This window comes from Calditrichota bacterium (assembly GCA_013112635.1).
Taxonomy (GTDB): domain Bacteria; phylum Calditrichota; class Calditrichia; order Calditrichales; family J004; genus JABFGF01.
The window spans coordinates 155543-175256 of record JABFGF010000001.1; the positions used below are offsets into that span (position 1 = coordinate 155543).

A 19714-nucleotide genomic window follows, 5' to 3' on the forward strand; every position below is an offset into this window, starting at 1 on the left:
GAAACTTGAAACTTGAAAAAATGAATATAGAAAAATTAATAAAACAAAAAGAGGAAGATCATCTCAAAAATAATTTCATTCAATTTTCGGATGAAGAGATTGCCCGAATTGATCTAAAAACTGCAAACAAGCTTGTTGAACATTTTCATGGGCGCGTTTTGATGAAACTGCCGCCTGCCGAACTATTGTTTTTTGAATGGTTGAAAAAAAATGATAACCGGGTCTGGAATGATATTTGGGGTGATAATGACAATCTATACCTTGTCAGCATTGATTTGCTCGCCCAATTTTTAAAAGAAAAAAATGGCTTCCCGATTTGTGATTTGGAAGAATCAAATTATTATTTCTCCGTAAAACATATTAAGCCAAAAGGTTTACAGGAGATGGAAAGAATTCTCAAAAAAACCGAACAGAATGAACAGCTTGATATTGATGAATTGATCCTTTTTGAACTTCATCTTTCTGCGTTTGATATTTGGCATTTTGTTTACAGGTACGATTTGCCTTTGGAAGAAGTGAAGCAACTTATTTCCGATATGGAATACAAAGGATGGATTGTGCATCTTCCAAACAGCGAAGACCTGTTGAGATATGTTGAAGTTTAGGCCTGGAACTTGATTTGAATATTCAACGATCTCAAATTGCTAAATATGGTTTCGCATTTTCTGCAATACTAATTCTGTATAATACGCTAATTCCATTCCATTTTTACACACAACCCTCAAAAATTATAAGAAATATTGGACGCATTGAATGGATTCCATTCTTGCATAATGGCAGTTTAGTGCCTTTTGTGGATTTATTGGGAAATGTGATTCTTTTTTTGCCGATTGGTTTTTTTGCGGCGCTATATTTTATACGAAATAGAAATAACGTTTCAATTCTTTTAAAAACTACATTAGTTGGCTTTGGGTTTAGTTTGTTTATTGAAACAGCCCAAATATTTTTTAAATACCGAATCACATCCTCACATGATTTATTTACAAATACTTTTGGTGCTGCTCTTGGCGGGGTATTGGCAATATTAATTATTAACAAATATTTTGATCATACTAAAAGACTTTTCAATAAAATTATATTCGCGCATCCACACAATATTTTATTTTTATTATTTTTCGTTTTTAAACTAATTGATATCCTTGTTCCAGATAAAACATTCCTTAGGGCACATAATGTTGGTTTAGCCTGGGAACTTTCAGAGTTGATCCCGTTTTCTTCCTTTTCTGATAGTATTCTATTTAAAAATTTTATGATCTATTTATTTATGGGCCTGTTTTTCTCAGAGATAATCAAAAAATTTGAGGGCAGGAAGAGTTTTCTTGTTTTTGTTTATTCCGGATTGATTTTATTCCTGTTTGGTTCTGAGGCATTTCATATCCTGTTTTATAAAATACCGGTTTATTCAAGTATTATCTTTCTTGCATTACTAGGATTTAGTTTGGGGCATAAAGCAGGATTATTTTGGATAGAAAACAGAAAAACAACACCACACCTTACAAATCGAATATTTATTAGCATTGTGTTTTTATTAATAACATACATTTTGATAGATGGATTCTATCCTTTTAAATTCACTTCTTTTTCGTCTTCAGAGATTTCCATTAAGAATTTTGTACCATTTTATTTCTATTTTAAAGAGACTTCTTTTTTTAATATAAAAGATGTCCTTTATTCCATAACATTATCCATTCCGATTGGGGGATATCTTTGTTATTTGATTAAAAGACAGAATACTGCTGAACGGGTTCTAATTACAGTAAGTGCAGTTTTTAGCCTTAGTTTTATTATAGAAATAGGACAACTATTTATCCCAGGCCGGGTAATGGATATAACCGACGTTTTATTAATGACATCCGGTGCAGCTATTGGCAGTGTGTTCACTATTTTTCATAAAGAAATAAACTCTACAAAACAAAACCAGCAATAATATAAAATATACTCGAAACACCGCCAATAACTAAAGCATATGGCAATTGTGTTTTTACATGATCGATATGATCACTGGCAGAAGCCATAGACGAAATAATAGTTGTATCAGATATGGGCGAACAGTGATCCCCAAAAACCCCACCTCCAAGAACAGCAGCCAGTGCCAATGGAATGCTCACATCCATTGAAGTAGCCATTGGTATTGCAATACTTATCATTATCGCAAATGTACCCCATGATGTACCTGTAGAGAAAGCAATAAAACTGCTTGCAATAAATATAATAAAAGGCACCATGGAAGGGCTAAGCCACTCTTTTGTAATTTCTGCAACAAACAATCCGGCACCTAAATCTTTACTCACCTTACCAATTGCAAAAGCCAGCATCATTAGCAGAGCAAGAGGAATTAACCCACCAATTCCTTTAAAGGCCAATTCAATTAGTTCTTTCATTTTGAATAGTTTTTGGGTTCGGTACATAATTGCCGCAATAAAAATAGAAGATAATACTGCCCATAAAACAGCTGTTGATCCCGAGCCATTGCTCATTGAATCAAATATCTTTTCCATAAAACTATAATTTTGGAAATTATCAGAAATATTCCAGCCAGTATATAACAATCCGAAGGGCATCATAAACACCATAACAAAAATGGGAACTATCATATTTTTTGCTCTTACCGGTATACCTTCCTTTTTCTGCAGTCCAACTACATCATCAGAAATCATCGGTTGCGCAGCATCTGCTAAAACCTTGCCTTCAATTTGGGCTCGATGTTCTGCTTTTTTCATTGGTCCATAGTCTTTTTTTGAGAGTATAATAAGTAAAACACCAATCAAAGCAAGAATTGGATAAAAGTTAAAAGGGTAGGCCTTAACAAAAACTAAAATCGGATCTGAAATGCCTTGTGCTAACAAAAGGCCGATGATGTAAGCGCCCCAGGCATTAAAGGGAACCAGTATACAAATTGGGGCAGAAGTTGAGTCTGCAATATAGGCTAACTTTTCACGCGATATTTTATAACGGTCAAACAAAGGTCGAAACAGTGAACCAACCGTAAGGACAGTTATACTTGATTCAACAAAGACAATGACACCTGTTATCCAGGCGTACAACTGCACACGAGTCCGGGATTTATCTCCCTCATCAAGCTTTTGCAGTTTATTACTCATTATTTTGATAAATCCGTCCACACCTCCTGAACGTTGTATATAAGCTATAAGAGCCCCTACAAGTGAACTAAACATTATCGTCCGAGTATTTCCGGAATCTTTAAAAACATCAACCAGGGCCTGAATGGTTGCAATAGAGCCATCCAGAAAATTCCAATTATTTAAAACTATCCATCCAAGCCAAATACCAAATAGCAGTGAAATAAAAACCTGACGTGTTTTAATCGCCAAAACAATTGCAATAACCGGTGGTACTAAAGACCAGATACCAAAATGATCCACAGAAAATCTCCTAATATTCAAAGCTCTAAGGCAACACTAATTCATATTTTGTTTATTAAACTAAGATTTATTTAACAAATATAAAAGGAGACAAAGTCTGTTCATAAAATATTCAAATCTAAACTGGGTTATTATGTTGCCGAATTTGGGGTTATTAGTTATAAATAAGGATTATTTACGATGAGTGGAAAACTAATTGATTATCAGGAAGCATTAGACCGTTTAGGCGGTGATGAAGAATTCTTAAATGAACTACTTCAAGAGTTACTCATCCAGATAGACCAAAATTTTGATGAAATTAAAAAAGCTATCGAGAATAAGAACTATGATGAATTGAAATCAATATCCCACAGCCTTAAGGGAGCATCTGCAAATTTGAATGTAACCCGAATGGCGAATCATTTTTTAACTCTTGAAGATTTGGGTACTGCAAATTCAATTGAAGGTGCAAGCGATATCCTGCATTTAGTAGGGCAGGATAGAAATGAGTTAGAATCTTTTTTAAATCAAAATTAAATCGTCCATCTCACTAGTTTCAAGATTGGATTGAAGAATATTTACAGGAGTGGCCATTGCAACAATGTCCACTTTTTTGCATTTTGCCCTCTTCAAAACCCCAGCACATTCATTTAAAGTCGCACCGGTTGTAATCACATCGTCTATAATCAATATTGATTTATTTGTAATATCTTCATTCACCAAAAAAGCATTTGATATATTTTCCAGACGTTTCTTTCGATCCAATTTTGTTTGCGATGTAGTATATTTAACTCGCTGTAACAGTTGGTTGCTAAAGTGTAACCCAGATTTCTGGCAATAGCTCTTGGCGATTTCCTCACTTTGATTAAAACCTCGTTCTCTTTGTTTTGTAACATGTAGTGGCACAAATGAAACCATGTCATAGGTATTATTAATTGATTCGTGGAGGGATGCCGCAAAATAGTCAGCAATTCTTTGATGTCCTTCATATTTAAAAAAATACATTAACTTTTGGAATAATTCAGAGAATTCAAACATTATATATACATTATCAAACTTCTGATTACTAATTCTGCTTATAAAAACCTCTAGTTGTTCCGGTGTGGTTTTTCTTAATTCTGAATAACAATTTTCGCAAACAATCACTCTGTTGCTCGACAATACTTTTCCACAAACCGTGCATGTTGCAGGTAAAACCATATTTATTAGGTCGAAAGCCAAAGTCTTAAAAATCTTAAACATGAATATTATCCATACTTGGTTCAATAATCGGTCAAATATTAGTCAATAAATTGAAAAATCCCAATATATATTAAAGTTTTTTGAGAAAAAAGTGCTCAATATTGATGTTTATAGTGTTGAAAATTGACACAGTTTAGTGGTGATATTAGGTACACTTTAGAAAAAAAATAGTTTTTCGTGATTTGTAAAAAAAAGGGATATTTTCTAAATATACAATATGTAAGTTTATTAATAACAAGTGTTTATATCGTTTGTTTAGTTTGCTTATTGCCAAGATGAACAAATTATGGCATGGTAGATGCATTCAGGCTGTTCAAATTTAACTCTTACCAAAAGGGGGCGCAATGCAACAAGCAGTTGATACAATGTGGCACGAATATAAACAATTTAATAGTAATGCTTTTCGTCAACAATTAATTCTTCGATATAGTGGCTTGGTAAAATACGTAGTCCGTAAGATGATTAAAAACTTTCCTCAGGCAATAGAAGAAAATGATTTGCACCAGATTGGTATCCTTGGCTTATGCGAAGCGATTGAACGTTTTGACCCTGCCTATGGGATTAAATTTGAAACATATGCAATTCCTAGAATTAAAGGCTCTATTATTGATGAGCTTAGAAAACTGGACTGGGTGCCGCGTTCTTTACGTGCAAAGCTAAATAATATGAAAGAAAAAGCCGTTGAAATGGATCAGAAGTTTTCCGGGAATTACACAGAAGCTGAAATGGCTAATGGATTAGGTATTGAAGTTAAAGATCTTCATAATTGGAAAAAAGATGTAAATGCCGTCAACGTTTATTCCCTCGATAAACCGATTGACGATTCAAATAAACAAAATTTGTATGATGTAATTGAAGATTTTGATTATATCAGCGCAAACGACAAAATTGAAGATGATGAAATGAAAAGAATTCTACTAAAAGCAATCAAAAAACTACCTGAAAAAACACGTCTTGCCATTACTTTGTATTACTATGAAAAGCTTACTTTTAAAGAAATTGGTAAGATTTTAAGTGTCTCCGAATCTCGCATTTCCCAAATTCATTCAGAAACTATGTCTAAGTTGAGAAAAGAAATCAACAAAATGACATATGCTTAGAATGAATTTAAATTAAAATTATATTTATAGAACAACTTTTATACAGGGAAATTGGATGTCCGCGGATGTTGCTCAACCAAAAATTTTAATTGTCGAAGATAAACAAGATAATATTGACCTCATTTCATATTTTTTAAAACCACAGAATTATGAAATTTCAGTTGCAATGGATGGCGAATCTGCTATTGAAAAAATTGCAAATGATCCGCCTGATATTATTTTGCTTGATATTATGCTTCCCAAAATGAATGGCTTTGAAGTTTGCGAACGGATTAAAAAAAATCCGGAAACACGTTTTATACCTGTTATAATGATTACTGCATTAAAAGAGCTTAAAGATAAAATCCATAGCCTCGAAGTTGGTGCAGATGATTTTATAACGAAACCATTTGAAAATGTAGAATTACTTACCCGTGTTAAATCTCTATTAAGATTGAAAAAATATCATGATGAGTTGGAACAAAAAAATAAAGAATTATTACGGATGGATCAATTTAAGGATGAATTATCACACCTTATTGTTCATGATATGAAAAATCCAATTTTTGTTATCCAGGGTAATTTGCAAATGATGAGTATGGGATTATCTGATCCCGCATCAAGTGTGTTAAAAAAATATGTTGACCGCATTGATAGAAGTACTCAAAATTTACTGCGAATGGTTATGAACCTGATCGATATTGCTAAAATTGAATCCGGCCAAATGAAACTCAATAAAGAACTAATAAAAGTTAATGATGTAATAGAAAAATGCGTCCAGAAAGTATGCGAATACCCAGAAAACAATACAAAAAAAGTAACGCTTTCCCTCTCTAAAGAAGTCCCTTTTACATATGTTGACAACTCAGTTTTAGAAAGAGTGATGGAAAATATTATTACTTTTGCTGTTTCAAATATTAATACGGATGGTGAAGTTAATATAAACACTTCATTTAATGACAATATTGTTAATTGCGAGATTAAGGATGATGGTATTCAAATTCCCCCCAAATATCAGCATTCAGTTTTTGAAAAGTATAGTCAGATTGAAATAAAAAATGAAGGCTATCGTGTCGGTCGTGGACTAAGTTTTACCTATTCTAAAATTGCTGTTGAAGCCCATAAAGGCAAATTGTATTTAGATAATTCTTCCTCAACTGGGAACAAATTTATTATAAACCTACCAAAAGAAAACCCTGTAGCTGCACAACAATAATTCCTCTTTCTTCCAATTTTTAAAAATTACATGTGATTTCTGAATTAAAGTTTTATTGCGGTTATCCGAAATAGTGGTTATCTACTAATCTATTCGATTGCATGAGGGTATGGATCAAAAGAAGAAGGCGGGGGAAATGACCGAAAAAAACGAGGTCAGTCTAATTGAAAAACAAAAAATCGATTTAATAAAGCTACGAATAAAGAATAAGTTTTATGAAAAAGATGAAGTTTTTAACCGCATTATCAGTGAACTAATGGACAAAGAGTTTAAAATTAAGTAAGACACTTTTCAGTATATCCTTCCTTGGTTACTCTACAAAATACTGCATTTTTTTTTAACATTTACTTAACAGAATCCTTATATTCAATACTTAGTTTTCCAAATTAAAAAATGAATTTGAAACGATAAGTTTAGTTGTTTTAATAGCTTAGCTATATTTTAAAAGAATTTGACACAAATCACATTGAATTCATATTTTTATTACAATAAAAATAAAACCCAATTATAGATTGATATATTTTTCGGAAAGGAGGGATCTTCGAATTGTCAATCTTACCTAGCTTCTCTATAGTTCTATTTTTAAACAAAAAATAATTTTTAGGAGGTGTGTGTGAGTAAATTATTACTATCTCTAGTTATGATGGCATTTGTAATTGGTACATCCTTTGCTGGAAGTATCAAAGGTATTGTTACAGGTGCATCAGATGATTCACCATTGATTGGTGCAAACGTATATTTGCAAGGTACAACATTAGGTGCGGCAACTGATGAAGATGGAATCTATTACATCAGTGATATTGAAGATGGAACATATACATTGGTTTGTGATTATGTAGGTTATGCAACTCAAGAAGTTGAGATAAATGTTGATGGTGATGTTGAACAAAATTTTGTTATGGTTGAATTTTTGTTCTCTAAAACAATTAGTGTAATTGCTGACCGGGCAAAAGAGCGTGAAACACCGGTTGCATACACAAATGTCTCCAAGGCTAAAATGGTTCAAGAACTTGGATCTCAAGATATTCCAATGGTTTTAAACTCCACTCCAAGTGTGTATTCTACAATGCAAGGTGGCGGAGCTGGTGATGCACGGATTAATGTTCGTGGTTTTAATCAAAGAAACGTAGCTATTATGATTAACGGGGTTCCCGTAAATGATATGGAAAATGGCTGGGTTTATTGGTCAAACTGGGATGGTGTAGGTGATGCTACTGCTTCAATACAGATGCAGCGTGGACTAAGTGCAGTTAACCTTGCAACACCTTCCATTGGTGGAACAATGAATATTATTACTGATCCTACTGCTTTAAACGCCGGAGCTAAATTTAAGCAGGAATATGGTGAGGGTACATTCTTAAAAACAACACTTTCTGCAAATTCAGGTTTAATTGATGGGAAATATGCAGTGAGCGGTTCAGTAGTCAGAAAAACAGGTGATGGCGTTACAGATAAAACCTGGACCGATGCCTGGGCATATTATTTTGGTGCAGCGTATAACATAAATGAAGATAACCGTTTGGAACTATATGCGGTTGGAGCTCCTCAAAGACATGGCCAGAATTTGTGGCAACAAAATATTGCAGCTTATGATCATGATTTTGCTAAAGATCAAGATGATTATGATGTTGCTGCTTTAGATGACTATCCAGAAGCAAGCCGCGGCAGATTATATAATGAAAACTGGGGTCCTGTAAGTTCTTCGTACAAAGGGAAGCAAGCTGTGGGAAGCGATAGATTTGATCGTCATGATAGTGGATTTCTAAATGAACGTGAAAATTTTTATCATAAACCACAAGTAAACCTAAACTGGTATTCAAATCTTTCTTCTGATTTAGGTTTGGCTACTGTTTTGTATTATTCAGGTGGTACAGGTGGTGGATCGGGTACAATGGGTAGCATGCGTTGGAATTATCATGTAGGAATTGAAAGTCCGTCTCGTTTTGTTGCTTGGGATGCTACAATAGAAAGAAATATTGAAGGAGCTGATAGTACTGGTGCGTCTGGTATTTTACGTAATAGCCGTAATGATCAAAGTACAATTGGTTTAATTTCCAAATTAAACTGGCGTGTAAGTGATAATTTAAAAACAACATTTGGTATTGATTGGCGTACTGCTGAAATTGATCATTTTCGTGAGGTTCGGGATTTACTTGGTGGACAATTTTATATTCCAGATTTAGATGACCAATCCGAATTTTGGGAAGGTGATGATGTAAAAAGAAGGTTAGGTGATAAAGTAGGCTATAACAACACAAACACGGTTGACTGGTATGGTGCTTTCACTCAGGCTGAATACACATTGGATCAGTGGACTGCTTACGGTACATTCGGCTTTTCTTCTGTTTCATACAGTTACGTAGATCATTTCAAAAAAGCAGACGAAGGTGGCAAACTTAAATTGGATTCTGACCCAGAATATGGTTTCCAGCTTAAAGGTGGTGCGATGTATCGTTTAAATGACAATACAGAAGTATTTGCTAATGTTGGTTATGTTGAAAAGGTACCTATTTTTGATAATGTTATTGATGACAATAATGGTATCTTTGCAGGGAGCGCGGAAACCGAAAAATTTACTTCATTTGAAGCTGGTGCAAACTGGAGAGGTCTGAATAATACTTTGAGTTTAAAAGGTAGCTTCTATTATACAATGTGGGCTGATAGATCACTTCCAAGGAATGTTCGAACTTCATTGGATGATACTGACATCTTTTTCTTAACCGGATTAGATCAGCTACATACTGGTTTTGAATTTGAAGCAGCATATCAACCAATATCATTATTTAGGGTTGACTTGGCAGGATCCCTTGGAAGTTGGGAGCATACATCAGATGCATCAGGTGAATATCGTGCTTTAGATTCTGATGATAATTTAACAACAACAACATATCTAGTTGGTGTTGACGGATTGATGATAGGTGATGCTCCTCAAACACAGATCGCCATAGCTGGTACAGTATTCCCGGTACAGGGTTTAAACCTTCAGTTACAGTACAGATACTATGATGATTTTTATGCAGATTGGGATCCTACAGACCGAATAGTTTTTGATGGTGCTGATCCTGATAGAAAACAAAGCTGGCAAGTTCCTGCATATGGGCTTCTTGATTTTCATGGCTCATATAAATTACCAGTTGATTTGAATGGTGTGACTTTTAGTTTAAATGCACATGTATTCAATATTCTTGATGACCTTTATATCAGTGATGCTACGGACAATAGCCGTTTTAACGGTTTTGATGGTGACCATGATGCAGATGATGCAGAAGTGTATATGGGACTTCCTCAGACATTTAATATTGGCATTACATTAAGCTACTAATTCAGATTTTGAAACAGAAAAGGGCGCAAAAATGCGCCCTTTTTTTTTGCCTTTAATGCTTCCTCAAAAAACGATTTTATAGCATCATTTTACATTGCCTTTAAAGTATTTAAATACTTATAGTTAAATTTGCAAACAAGGGATATTACCCTTATATTTATCAACTGTTTGAAGTGGGTATATACCCACTTTTTTTGTTTTATCCCTGTTCATGCCAATATCAATCAAAGCTGGTTGTTTTAGCATATTCCGGGTGTATTGGAGAAATGATGAGTAGTTACGAGAAGCTTCGTAATATTACTGAGGGCCTGTGTTCGGACTTGCATCTGCATCTTATCGATCTTGAAGTGAAAGGCGATAAATCAAAACCCCTTTACCAGGTTTTTGCCGACAGCGAGAAAGGAATCACGTTAGGTGAGTGTGAGCAATTATCCCGGCTAATACAGGACGAAATTGATATTGATGATGATTTCCCATTAAAATACCGCTTGGATGTTTCTTCACCGGGTTTAGATAAGCCTTTGGTCGAAGATTTTCAATTTGACAGGTGTATCGGGAAAAACATTACGTTTACATTTGAAGAATCAAAAAACAATGTAATTGGTAAATTAAAATCTTTTAATGAAAAAATGCTCATTATTGAAAATAAAAAAGGTATTGAGCAGCAATATTCCCGAAGCAAAATCGGGGAAGTAAAAATTAAGCTACAATGGTAGATTATACGGATCGGTAAAATAGACACTAATGAATCTAGTATAACTGTCAGAACGTCCCGAGACTACAGCGGGATTATTCCAGTATAGGAGGTATTCAAACCTAATGAATGTAGATATAATGGAAGCAATCACTCAGATTGCAAAAGATAAAAAAATTGAAAAAGAAGATCTGCGCGATATGCTTGAAAATATCTTTAGAGGTATGATCCAAAAAAGATATGGTTCGGATGAGAACTTTGATGTTATCGTTAATATTGATAAAGGTGATATAGAAATTTATCAGGAAAAGACAGTTGTTGAAGATGTAGAAGACCCGGTTCGTGAGATAACTTTGGCAAATGCATTGAAGATTGACGAAGATGCTGAAATGGGTGAAGAGATTGTAGAAGTGATTGACCCGATTTTATTTGGACGGCGTTTAATTGTGGCTGCTAAACAAAACCTAAATCAACGTATCCGTGATTTTGAAAAAGAAAATTTAATCGAAGAGTATGAAAATAGAATTGGTGAAATTATTATAGGCGACATTCACCAGATGCATAAACGGGGCATGTACATCAATGTGGATAAAACAGAGGTGTTTCTGCCGCGAGATGAACAAATCCATAATGAGCGTTTAAGGCGTGGAAACACAATCAGGTGTTTGATTAAGGAAGTAAGAAATACCGGCCGTGGCCCTGAAATTATCGTTAGCCGCTCCGATGAACAATTTTTAATCCGTTTATTTGAGTTGGAAGTACCTGAAATTTATGACGGTATTGTTGAGATCAAAAAGGTTGCACGAGAAGCGGGTGAAAGGTCTAAGATTTCTGTTGAATCAATTGACCGCCGTATCGATCCGGTTGGTGCATGTGTTGGAATGAAAGGTGTGCGTATTCAGTCAATTGTTAAAGAATTGAATAATGAAAAAATTGATATCATTAGTTTTTCTTCAGAACCGGAAATTTTTATTATGCGTGCCATGACACCTGCAAAGCCTGTAAAAATCATCGTAAATAAAGATGAGCGTATGGCTGTTGCAGTTATTCCGGATGACATGATGTCGCTTGCTATTGGCCGTAATGGTGTTAACCTGAGAATGGCATCTTTGCTTACAGATTTTCAGATTGAGCCAATTAAAGAATCAGAATATAATACGGAAAGCTCGATAAATTATGCAGCAACTGTGATTGATGATATTGAAGAATTAGCAAAATCAGTAAAAACTAAATTAATTGATGCCGGGTTGGAAAACATTGAAGACCTTGCAGAAAAAGGAATTGACGGGCTTAAGGAAATTGCTGGAATTGGCCCTAAGACTGTTGATAAAATCTGGGATGTTGTTCAGAAATATCTGGACACAGAGGATGAAGACTAAGCAAGGTTATTGGAGTATTAATGGCTAAGAAATACAAACTCTTTAAAATTTGTAAAGAACTTAACTTAGGTTTAGACACAATTAAGGGCTTTCTTGAGAAACAGGGTGTAAAGGTTACCGGCCCTAATTCTGCGGTTCATGAAGATCTTTATTTTGAAATTGTTGAGCGATTTGCAACAGACAAAGAAAAAGCAGATAAGCTTAGGGAGCGCAAAAAAGAAACGACCGATGAGGCGGCCCCTGAAGAAGTAGTGGAAGTTGCAGAAGATGTTGTTCAATCAGAATATATGAAGGCGATCAAAAAATCCATTGAAGATCGTACTGAAGAACTAACAAAACCTGAAGTAAAAGAAGAAAAGCCTAAGCCTGTAAAAGAGGTCGAACCTGTTCAGGAAGAAGTTAAAGAACCTGAGGAAGCTCCTGTTGAAGCAGAAGAAAAACCTGCTCCTGAAAAAGTAGAAGTTGTTGCTAAGGAAGAAAAGAAGGTTCCTGAAGAAAAGAAAGAAGAGCCTAAGAAACAGGTTTTTGAGAAAATTGACTTAGATGCATTTAAACCAAAAAAGAAAAAAGAAAAACCAAAAGACGAAGGTTTAACCGAAAAAGAGAAAAAGCGATTAAAAGCCCTTGAAATGATCCGCAAAGATGGCAAGAAAGGGAAAGCCGCTAAGCCGGATTTGAGAAATGTTGGCGTTGATGGCGATGGACAGCCAAGAAGAAAAAAACATAAAAAGCCAAAAAGAAAAGAAGTTGATTTAAAAGAAGTTCAGGATAATGTAAAGAAAACGCTTGCCAACCTTGATACTAAATCTAAAAAGACTAAGCATCGCAAAAAGGTTACGGAAGTTGAAGGCGAACTTATTGAAGAGAACATTGTCGAGGTTACAGAATTTATTTCTGCCAATGATTTGGCCAACCTGATGGATGTTCCAATTTCAGAAATTATCACAAAATGCCTTGAACTTGGACTTGTAGTTTCTATAAACCAGCGTCTTGATATTGATACAATTACTTTATTAGCAGAAGAATACGGCTTTAAAGCTGAGCTTTCCAATGTTAGTGAATTTGTTGAAGATGAAGAGGAAGAGCTGGAAGAAAATGAGGCTGATTTAGAATCCCGTGCACCGATTGTTACGATAATGGGGCATGTGGATCATGGGAAAACATCGCTTCTGGATTATTTGCGCAAAAGCCATGTAGTTGATGGTGAAGCAGGTGGAATTACACAACACGTTGCAGCTTACGAAGTTGATAACGATGGTAAGAAAGTAACTTTTCTTGATACGCCCGGCCATGAGGCTTTTACCGCAATGCGTGCCCGTGGTGCACAGGTTACGGATATTGTTATTTTGATCATTTCGGCTGATGATGCGGTTATGCCGCAAACAGATGAAGCTCTTGATCATGCCAAAGCAGCTGGTGTAAAAATAATAATTGCCATTAATAAAATTGATAAACCTGGTTCAAACAGTGAAAAAATCCGTCAGCAGCTTGCAGAAAGAAATGTATTAGTTGAAGACTGGGGTGGAGAATATCAGTGTGCTGAAATTTCTGCAAAAACAGGACAAGGTATTCCAGAACTTTTAGAGAAAATTCACCTTGAGGCAGAGATGCTTGACCTTAAAGCTAATCCGAAAAGAATGGCAGCTGGATTTGTTATCGAATCACGTCTTGATAAAGGAAAAGGTGCAATTGCCACGGTGCTTGTACAAACCGGCTCGTTAAAAGTTGGTGATAGTTTTGTTTCCGGACAGTTTAACGGAAAAGTAAGGGCTCTTTTAAATGAACACGATGTAAGGCTGAAAAGTATTGGACCTGCACAACCTGCCCTTGTTGTTGGTTTTATGGGGGTTCCGCAGGCTGGTGATCGTTTTGTTGTTAAAAAAGATGAAAAAGTTGCCCGCGAGATTGCAAATAAACGTCAACAATTAAAACGCGAGCAAGATGCGAAACAGCATAAGCATGTTACCCTTGCCCAAATTTCAGAACAGATTTTACGTGGAGAAGTTCAGGAATTGAATATTCTTGTAAAAGCAGATGTGGATGGTTCTGCTGAAGCTTTGGCCGATTCATTGATAAAACTAAATACTGAAGAAGTCCAGGTAAATGTGGTTCGTAAAGCAGTAGGCCCGATATCAGAAAGTGATGTTCTTCTGGCCAGCGCATCCGGAGCGGTTATTATTGGTTTCCATGTTAGGGCAAACGCAAAAGCCAAAGAACTGGCCGAACGTGAAGAAGTAGATATGCATATTTACCGTGTTGTTTATGATGCGATAAATGATGTAAAAATGGCCCTTGAAGGATTATTGAAACCAACAGAGAACGAAGTTGTTTTAGGCCAGATAGAAGTACGCGAAACATTCAAAATATCAAAAATCGGGGTTATCGCAGGATGTCATGTTATCAGTGGCAAAATAAGCAGAAATAATAAAATCCGTCTTATTCGTGATGATATTGAAATTTATTCCGGCTCACTGGCATCATTAAAACGCTTTAAAGATGATGTAAAAGAAGTTGCTACAGGTTTTGAATGCGGTATACAAGTTGAAAACTATAATGATTTAAAAGTCGGTGATATTATTGAACCGTTTGAAATAACCCATACAAAACGTAAACTCGAAACTGCATGATTGTAGGGGTTTTGGAAATAGAGCTACACCTGCCCGGATGTTTGTCATTAAAAGATAAAAGAATGGTGATTCGCTCTGTTAAAGATAGAATATCTAAAAAATTTAATGTATCTGTTGCCGAGATTGATTTTTTAGATAAGTGGCAAAGGGCGTCGATGGCTTTTGCGACTGTTTCAAACAGCAAAAAACATTCTGAAAAAGTTTTACAAAAGATTTTTCAGATTCTTGATAAAGATTTAAGCTTTGAGCTTATAAAATATAGATTTGATTATAAATAATGGCAGATAGCAGACGGCTTGTAAAATATGCCGGCAATTTAAAAAAAGAAATAAGCTTTATTATTGATCGCAAGGTTAATGATCCTGAAAAAGGATTCATTACAATAAATGCAGTACGTGTTTCACCAGATTTGAAAATTGCGTCAATTTATTACACTGTTTTAGGTGATGATGAGCAAAAGGAAAAAAGCCAACGTGCGCTGGATCGATCAAAAGGTTTTATACGGAATGAACTTAAACCAAGTATAAAATCCCGTTGGTTGCCGGAGTTGCGTTTTTTTTATGATGATACCATTGAACATGCTCATAATATTAATAAGCTTTTAAATAAAATTCATGATAGTTCCGGTCCTGAAAAAGGGGAGTGAGCTCAAATTTAGTGATTTGTCAAATGGTTTTTTGGTTTTGATTGATAAACCGGTTGACTGGACTTCATTTGATGTTTGTAAAAAAATTCGTAACACCATTGGCATGAAAAAAGTTGGTCATGCAGGAACCTTAGATCCTTTTGCGACAGGTCTTTTACTGATTGGTGCAGGCAAAGGGACAAAAATGATGACTGAATTTAGCCAGGCTTCAAAAAAGTATGAAGCACTGATTCAGTTTGGAAAAGAAAGTGACAGCTACGACATAACCGGAAAAATTGTTAATGAGCAAGAAGATTTTAATCTTGATTACTCACAGATAGAAGAGGTGGTTGAATCAATGTCCGGTGAAATTGAACAAACACCACCGATGTTCAGCGCAAAAAAAGTTAAGGGTAAAGCGCTTTATAAATATGCCCGTCAAGGAATAGAAATTGAAAGAAAAGCTGTAAAAGTAAGAATTATTGAATCAAAAATTAATTTCTGGGAAAAGCCGTTTTTAAAAATGAATTTACATGTTTCAAAAGGGACGTACATCAGATCTTATGCGCATGATTTAGGCAAGGCTCTTCATGTACCGGCACTTTTAAAAGAACTGCAAAGAACCCAGGTTGATAATTTCCTTTTAGAGGATAGTTTTACAATTGAAGAATTTTGCACATTTTGGGAAAAGGTAGCTGCTTAAAAAATGGAGATAATTGAGGGAATTAATAATATCTCAGATAAAAGCGCTTCCGTTGTAACAATTGGAACTTTTGACGGAATTCATCTGGGTCATTTAAAAATTCTTGAGCAAGTTTTAAAAATTGGTAAGGATTCAGGTCTTCAAAGTACCCTTGTCACTTTCAAAACACATCCCAAAGTTGTATTAAACAGTCAGTTGGATAATAGCGTAAAATTACTGGCTTCTTATGATGAAAAATTTGAGCTATTAGAAAAACTTGGTATTGAAAAAGTATTAGTAATTGACTTTACCAAGGAAATTGCCAATTTATCTCATCAGCAGTTTGTTGAAAGAATTTTGATTGATAAATTGGATATGCAACATCTTGTTATCGGTCACGATCATGCTTTTGGAAAAAACAGATCTGGAAATTTTGAATCTTTAACAGAGCTAAGCAAAGAAATAAATTTTCAGCTGAGCAGAGTGGAACCGCATTTTGTTGAAGATAAGCCTGCCAGTAGTTCGGTTGTCCGCAATTACCTCGGATTGGGAAAAGTAAGGGTTGCTTCACTATATTTGGGGCGCCATTATACTTTAACCGGAAAAGTTGTCCATGGTGACGGGCGTGGTAAAAAGATGTCGTTTCCCACGGCAAACCTGGATATTGGGGAATGCAGGAAAATAGTCCCAATGAATGGGGTTTACGCAATAGATGTATTGTTAAAAGGGAAACGTCTAAAAGGCATGATGAATATTGGTTTCAGACCGACATTTGAAAACCGTGGTCACACGATGGAAGCCCATATTTTTGGACTAAATGAAGATATTTATAATGAAACAATAACTGTATATTTTAAAAAACGCCTTCGCAAGGAAAAAAAGTTCTCGTCAGTTGAAGAACTTATTAAGCAATTAAATTTAGACAAAGAACAAAGTTTATTACTTTAAGATTTTGGAGGAACACAATGGCATTAACAAATGCAGATAGAGAAACCATCGTAAAAAAACATGGTGAAAATGATAAGGACACTGGAAAAACCGAAGTACAGATTGCCTTAATCACAGAAAGAATTAAGTATTTAACAGAACATTTAAAGACCCACAAAAAAGATCATCATTCCCGCCGTGGTTTGTTGAAACTTGTAGGTCAGAGGAGAAGATTATTAAGATATTTAACAAAAACAGATATTATGCGCTACCGTGCAGTCATCAAAGATCTCGGGTTACGCAGGTAAATAGGCACTTTAGCCTGGAGGATAAATGTTAGTAAAAAAATCAATCGAAATTGGTGGTAAAACCCTTACTGTTGAAACGGGTAGAATGGCCAAGCAAGCAAACGGAGCTGTTCTGGTTAGTTTAAAAGACACAACCGTTTTAGTTACAGCAGTTGCTTCAGAAGAACCAAGAGCAGGTTTGGGCTTTTTCCCATTGACAGTAGAGTATAGAGAAAAATATTATGCCGCCGGGAAATTTCCTGGGGGATTTATTAAAAGGGAAGCCCGCCCGAGTGAAAAAGAAATTTTATCCGCAAGGGTTATAGACAGGCCAATTCGCCCACTCTTTCCGGACGGATTTATGAATGAAACCCAGATTATTGCCAACGTGCTTTCCATGGATAAAGAAAACGATGCCGATGTTCTTGCAGGATTAGGCTCATCGTTTGCGCTGGGGCTTTCTGATATTCCATTTAATGGAATTATCGCCACAGTGAGAATAGCACGTATTGACGGCAATTTTATTATCTATCCGACGGTTGAAGAGGTTGAAAAATCAGATATTGAGCTTATTATTGCCGGATCTGAAGATTCAATCATGATGGTTGAAGGTGAAGCTGAAGAAGTTTCCGAAGCTGATTTACAACAAGCAATTTCAACTGCACATGATGCGATCAAAAAACTGATTTCGTTTCAAAAAGAGTTCTTTGCTGAGGTTTCTAATGAAAAATGGGAAGTAGTTCCTGAAGAATTGCCAGAAGGATTAGAGGAGAAAGTACAAAATCTTTCCTTAGATGGAATTGCTGCCGGTATTAAAATCCGTGAAAAGAAGGAACGTCGCAAAGCATTAAAAGAAGTTACGAAAAGTGTTTTGGAAGCACTTGAAGAGGAATACCCCGAAACAGAAGGTACGATCAAAGATATAATCCATGATATTGAAAAAGCCGAAGTGCGGAAAATGATCCTGGATGAAAAAGTAAGGCTTGATGGACGTGGTTTGACAGATATCAGAGATATTACCTGTGAAGTTAGTGTTTTGCCTCGTACACATGGCTCTGCATTGTTTACAAGAGGTCAAACCCAATCACTTGGTGTTGTAACCCTTGGTAGTAAAAGTGATGAGCAAATTGTAGATGTACCTAGTGGTGAATATAAAAAAGACTATATGCTACATTATAATTTCCCACCATTTTGCACAGGGGAAGCTAAACCAATCCGTGGTACAAGCCGCCGGGAAATTGGGCATGGAAATCTTGCTGAAAGAGCTATCAAACCAATTCTTCCAAAGGATTTCCCTTACACAGTTCGTGTAGTGTCCGAAGTACTCGAATCAAACGGGTCATCTTCAATGGCAACAGTTTGTTCCGGTTCCTTATCTTTGATGGATGCCGGTGTGCCTGTTAAAGGCTCAGTTGCAGGTATTGCAATGGGACTAATCAAAGATGGAGACAAGGTAGCAATACTATCTGATATTTTAGGCGATGAAGATCATTTAGGTGATATGGATTTTAAAGTTGCCGGAACTGCCAAAGGTATTACAGCAGTTCAAATGGATATCAAAATTGATGGTATATCAAGCGAGATTATGGCAAATGCGATGGAACAGGCCCGTGCTGGCCGGATGCATATTATGGGTATCATGAACGAAACCATTTCTGCAGGTCGTGAAGAACTTAATCCATATGCTCCAAAAATCCACAAGATAAAAATTTCTCCAGAGAAGATTGGAACTGTAATTGGACCAGGTGGAAAAATGATTCGCAGTATCGTTGATGAAACAGGTGTTCAGATCGATATTGATGAAGACGGAACCGTGATGATCGCTGCACCGGACGGACCATCTGCTGAAAAAGCAATTTCCATAGTTGAAAAACTTACGGAAGAAGCAGTGGCCGGTAAAGCGTACAAAGGTGTTGTAAAACGCGTTCGTGATTTTGGCGCTTTTGTAGAAATATTGCCTGGTAAAGATGGAATGGTTCATATCTCCGAATTGGCAATTGAACGCACAAACAAAGTTACCGATGTTGTTAAAGAAGGTGACGAGGTTGATGTAATAGTTAAAAGCATTGCACCTGATGGCAAAATCGCCTTGAGTATGAAGATGTTTTTGCTAAAGCAACAAAAAGAACAAAATAAAGATAACTAGCGGTTTTAAAATCAATAGTTTAATATTATAATCCCCCAAAGTTTTTTAAATATAATTTTGGGGGATTTTTTGTTTAACGAAAGGGAAATCAAATGAAACTATTTCCCTTTTTGATAATACATATCT

The 19714-nt window shown here is 35.6% G+C and carries 18 protein-coding genes; 16 read left to right on the top strand and 2 right to left on the bottom strand.

Annotated elements, in window-relative coordinates; genetic code table 11:
* Window positions 1-20 precede the first annotated feature (20 nt).
* Window positions 21-605: a hypothetical protein gene (locus HND50_00720; protein NOG43723.1), complete on the top strand. Its 585-nt coding sequence runs from the start codon at window positions 21-23 to the stop codon at window positions 603-605.
* Between the two features lie 14 nt (window positions 606-619).
* Window positions 620-1927 (top strand): VanZ family protein, encoded by a 1308-nt coding sequence (locus HND50_00725; GenBank protein NOG43724.1) that lies wholly within the window; start codon window positions 620-622, stop codon window positions 1925-1927.
* Here HND50_00725 and HND50_00730 read toward each other — a convergent pair.
* Window positions 1905-3383, bottom strand: a complete 1479-nt coding sequence (locus HND50_00730) for a sodium:solute symporter (protein ID NOG43725.1) — start codon at window positions 3381-3383, stop codon at window positions 1905-1907. The two genes, HND50_00725 and HND50_00730, sit on opposite strands and share 23 nt — an antisense overlap.
* A gap of 180 nt (window positions 3384-3563) precedes the next feature.
* Here HND50_00730 and HND50_00735 point away from each other — a divergent pair, with 180 nt between their 5' ends.
* Window positions 3564-3899 (top strand): hypothetical protein, encoded by a 336-nt coding sequence (locus HND50_00735; GenBank protein ID NOG43726.1) that lies wholly within the window; start codon window positions 3564-3566, stop codon window positions 3897-3899.
* On the opposite strand, the gene HND50_00740 is transcribed toward HND50_00735, so the two are convergent.
* The gene (locus HND50_00740) at window positions 3885-4604 is read right to left on the bottom strand and encodes a ComF family protein (GenBank protein NOG43727.1); all 720 of its coding nucleotides are present in this window, start codon (window positions 4602-4604) and stop codon (window positions 3885-3887) included. The genes HND50_00735 and HND50_00740 overlap by 15 nt on opposite strands.
* 344 nt (window positions 4605-4948) lie before the next feature.
* Here HND50_00740 and HND50_00745 point away from each other — a divergent pair, with 344 nt between their 5' ends.
* The 13 genes from HND50_00745 to HND50_00805 all read left to right on the top strand — a co-directional run bounded on the left by HND50_00745 (window position 4949) and on the right by HND50_00805 (window position 19588).
* Entirely contained in the window at window positions 4949-5704 is a 756-nt protein-coding gene (locus HND50_00745) for a FliA/WhiG family RNA polymerase sigma factor (protein ID NOG43728.1), read from the top strand.
* A 55-nt stretch (window positions 5705-5759) separates the two neighbouring features.
* Window positions 5760-6899: a response regulator gene (locus HND50_00750; protein ID NOG43729.1), complete on the top strand. Its 1140-nt coding sequence runs from the start codon at window positions 5760-5762 to the stop codon at window positions 6897-6899.
* A gap of 136 nt (window positions 6900-7035) precedes the next feature.
* Window positions 7036-7182, top strand: coding sequence for a hypothetical protein (locus HND50_00755; protein NOG43730.1), 147 nt, complete (start codon window positions 7036-7038; stop codon window positions 7180-7182).
* Between the two features lie 357 nt (window positions 7183-7539).
* Window positions 7540-10221 carry a TonB-dependent receptor gene (locus tag HND50_00760; protein ID NOG43731.1) on the top strand — a complete coding sequence of 894 codons (2682 nt, stop codon included), beginning with the start codon at window positions 7540-7542 and terminating at the stop codon, window positions 10219-10221.
* A gap of 269 nt (window positions 10222-10490) precedes the next feature.
* Window positions 10491-10937: a hypothetical protein gene (locus HND50_00765; protein NOG43732.1), complete on the top strand. Its 447-nt coding sequence runs from the start codon at window positions 10491-10493 to the stop codon at window positions 10935-10937.
* A gap of 103 nt (window positions 10938-11040) precedes the next feature.
* Window positions 11041-12294: a transcription termination factor NusA gene (gene nusA, locus HND50_00770; GenBank protein ID NOG43733.1), complete on the top strand. Its 1254-nt coding sequence runs from the start codon at window positions 11041-11043 to the stop codon at window positions 12292-12294.
* 20 nt (window positions 12295-12314) lie between these two features.
* Complete coding sequence (gene infB, locus HND50_00775; protein NOG43734.1) at window positions 12315-14921, top strand: translation initiation factor IF-2; 2607 nt, start codon at window positions 12315-12317, stop codon at window positions 14919-14921.
* Complete coding sequence (locus HND50_00780; protein NOG43735.1) at window positions 14918-15199, top strand: DUF503 domain-containing protein; 282 nt, start codon at window positions 14918-14920, stop codon at window positions 15197-15199. The genes infB and HND50_00780 overlap by 4 nt, the downstream gene beginning before the upstream one ends.
* Complete coding sequence (rbfA, locus tag HND50_00785) at window positions 15199-15567, top strand: 30S ribosome-binding factor RbfA (GenBank protein NOG43736.1); 369 nt, start codon at window positions 15199-15201, stop codon at window positions 15565-15567. The genes HND50_00780 and rbfA overlap by 1 nt, the downstream gene beginning before the upstream one ends.
* Window positions 15536-16249, top strand: coding sequence for a tRNA pseudouridine(55) synthase TruB (gene truB / locus HND50_00790; protein ID NOG43737.1), 714 nt, complete (start codon window positions 15536-15538; stop codon window positions 16247-16249). Before rbfA ends, truB begins: the two co-directional genes overlap by 32 nt.
* A 3-nt stretch (window positions 16250-16252) precedes the next feature.
* Window positions 16253-17176, top strand: a complete 924-nt coding sequence (locus HND50_00795; GenBank protein NOG43738.1) for a bifunctional riboflavin kinase/FAD synthetase — start codon at window positions 16253-16255, stop codon at window positions 17174-17176.
* A 17-nt stretch (window positions 17177-17193) separates the two neighbouring features.
* Window positions 17194-17463 (top strand): 30S ribosomal protein S15, encoded by a 270-nt coding sequence (gene rpsO / locus HND50_00800; GenBank protein ID NOG43739.1) that lies wholly within the window; start codon window positions 17194-17196, stop codon window positions 17461-17463.
* 25 nt (window positions 17464-17488) lie between these two features.
* Entirely contained in the window at window positions 17489-19588 is a 2100-nt protein-coding gene (locus HND50_00805) for a polyribonucleotide nucleotidyltransferase (GenBank protein ID NOG43740.1), read from the top strand.
* Window positions 19589-19714 lie beyond the last annotated feature (126 nt).

What these genes read in the sequence shown, in the direction of transcription:
- HND50_00720 (NOG43723.1), top strand. Translation starts at nt 21, where the DNA reads ATGAATATAGAAAAATTAATAAAACAAAAAGAGGAAGATCATCTCAAA.
- HND50_00745 (NOG43728.1), top strand. Translation starts at nt 4,949, where the DNA reads ATGCAACAAGCAGTTGATACAATGTGGCACGAATATAAACAATTTAAT.
- HND50_00735 (NOG43726.1), top strand. Translation starts at nt 3,564, where the DNA reads ATGAGTGGAAAACTAATTGATTATCAGGAAGCATTAGACCGTTTAGGC.
- infB (NOG43734.1), top strand. Translation starts at nt 12,315, where the DNA reads ATGGCTAAGAAATACAAACTCTTTAAAATTTGTAAAGAACTTAACTTA.
- HND50_00755 (NOG43730.1), top strand. Translation starts at nt 7,036, where the DNA reads ATGACCGAAAAAAACGAGGTCAGTCTAATTGAAAAACAAAAAATCGAT.
- HND50_00750 (NOG43729.1), top strand. Translation starts at nt 5,760, where the DNA reads ATGTCCGCGGATGTTGCTCAACCAAAAATTTTAATTGTCGAAGATAAA.
- HND50_00760 (NOG43731.1), top strand. Translation starts at nt 7,540, where the DNA reads ATGATGGCATTTGTAATTGGTACATCCTTTGCTGGAAGTATCAAAGGT.
- rbfA (NOG43736.1), top strand. Translation starts at nt 15,199, where the DNA reads ATGGCAGATAGCAGACGGCTTGTAAAATATGCCGGCAATTTAAAAAAA.
- HND50_00780 (NOG43735.1), top strand. Translation starts at nt 14,918, where the DNA reads ATGATTGTAGGGGTTTTGGAAATAGAGCTACACCTGCCCGGATGTTTG.
- truB (NOG43737.1), top strand. Translation starts at nt 15,536, where the DNA reads ATGATAGTTCCGGTCCTGAAAAAGGGGAGTGAGCTCAAATTTAGTGAT.
- HND50_00795 (NOG43738.1), top strand. Translation starts at nt 16,253, where the DNA reads ATGGAGATAATTGAGGGAATTAATAATATCTCAGATAAAAGCGCTTCC.
- HND50_00765 (NOG43732.1), top strand. Translation starts at nt 10,491, where the DNA reads ATGAGTAGTTACGAGAAGCTTCGTAATATTACTGAGGGCCTGTGTTCG.
- nusA (NOG43733.1), top strand. Translation starts at nt 11,041, where the DNA reads ATGAATGTAGATATAATGGAAGCAATCACTCAGATTGCAAAAGATAAA.
- HND50_00805 (NOG43740.1), top strand. Translation starts at nt 17,489, where the DNA reads ATGTTAGTAAAAAAATCAATCGAAATTGGTGGTAAAACCCTTACTGTT.
- rpsO (NOG43739.1), top strand. Translation starts at nt 17,194, where the DNA reads ATGGCATTAACAAATGCAGATAGAGAAACCATCGTAAAAAAACATGGT.
- HND50_00740 (NOG43727.1), bottom strand. Translation starts at nt 4,604, where the DNA reads ATGTTTAAGATTTTTAAGACTTTGGCTTTCGACCTAATAAATATGGTT.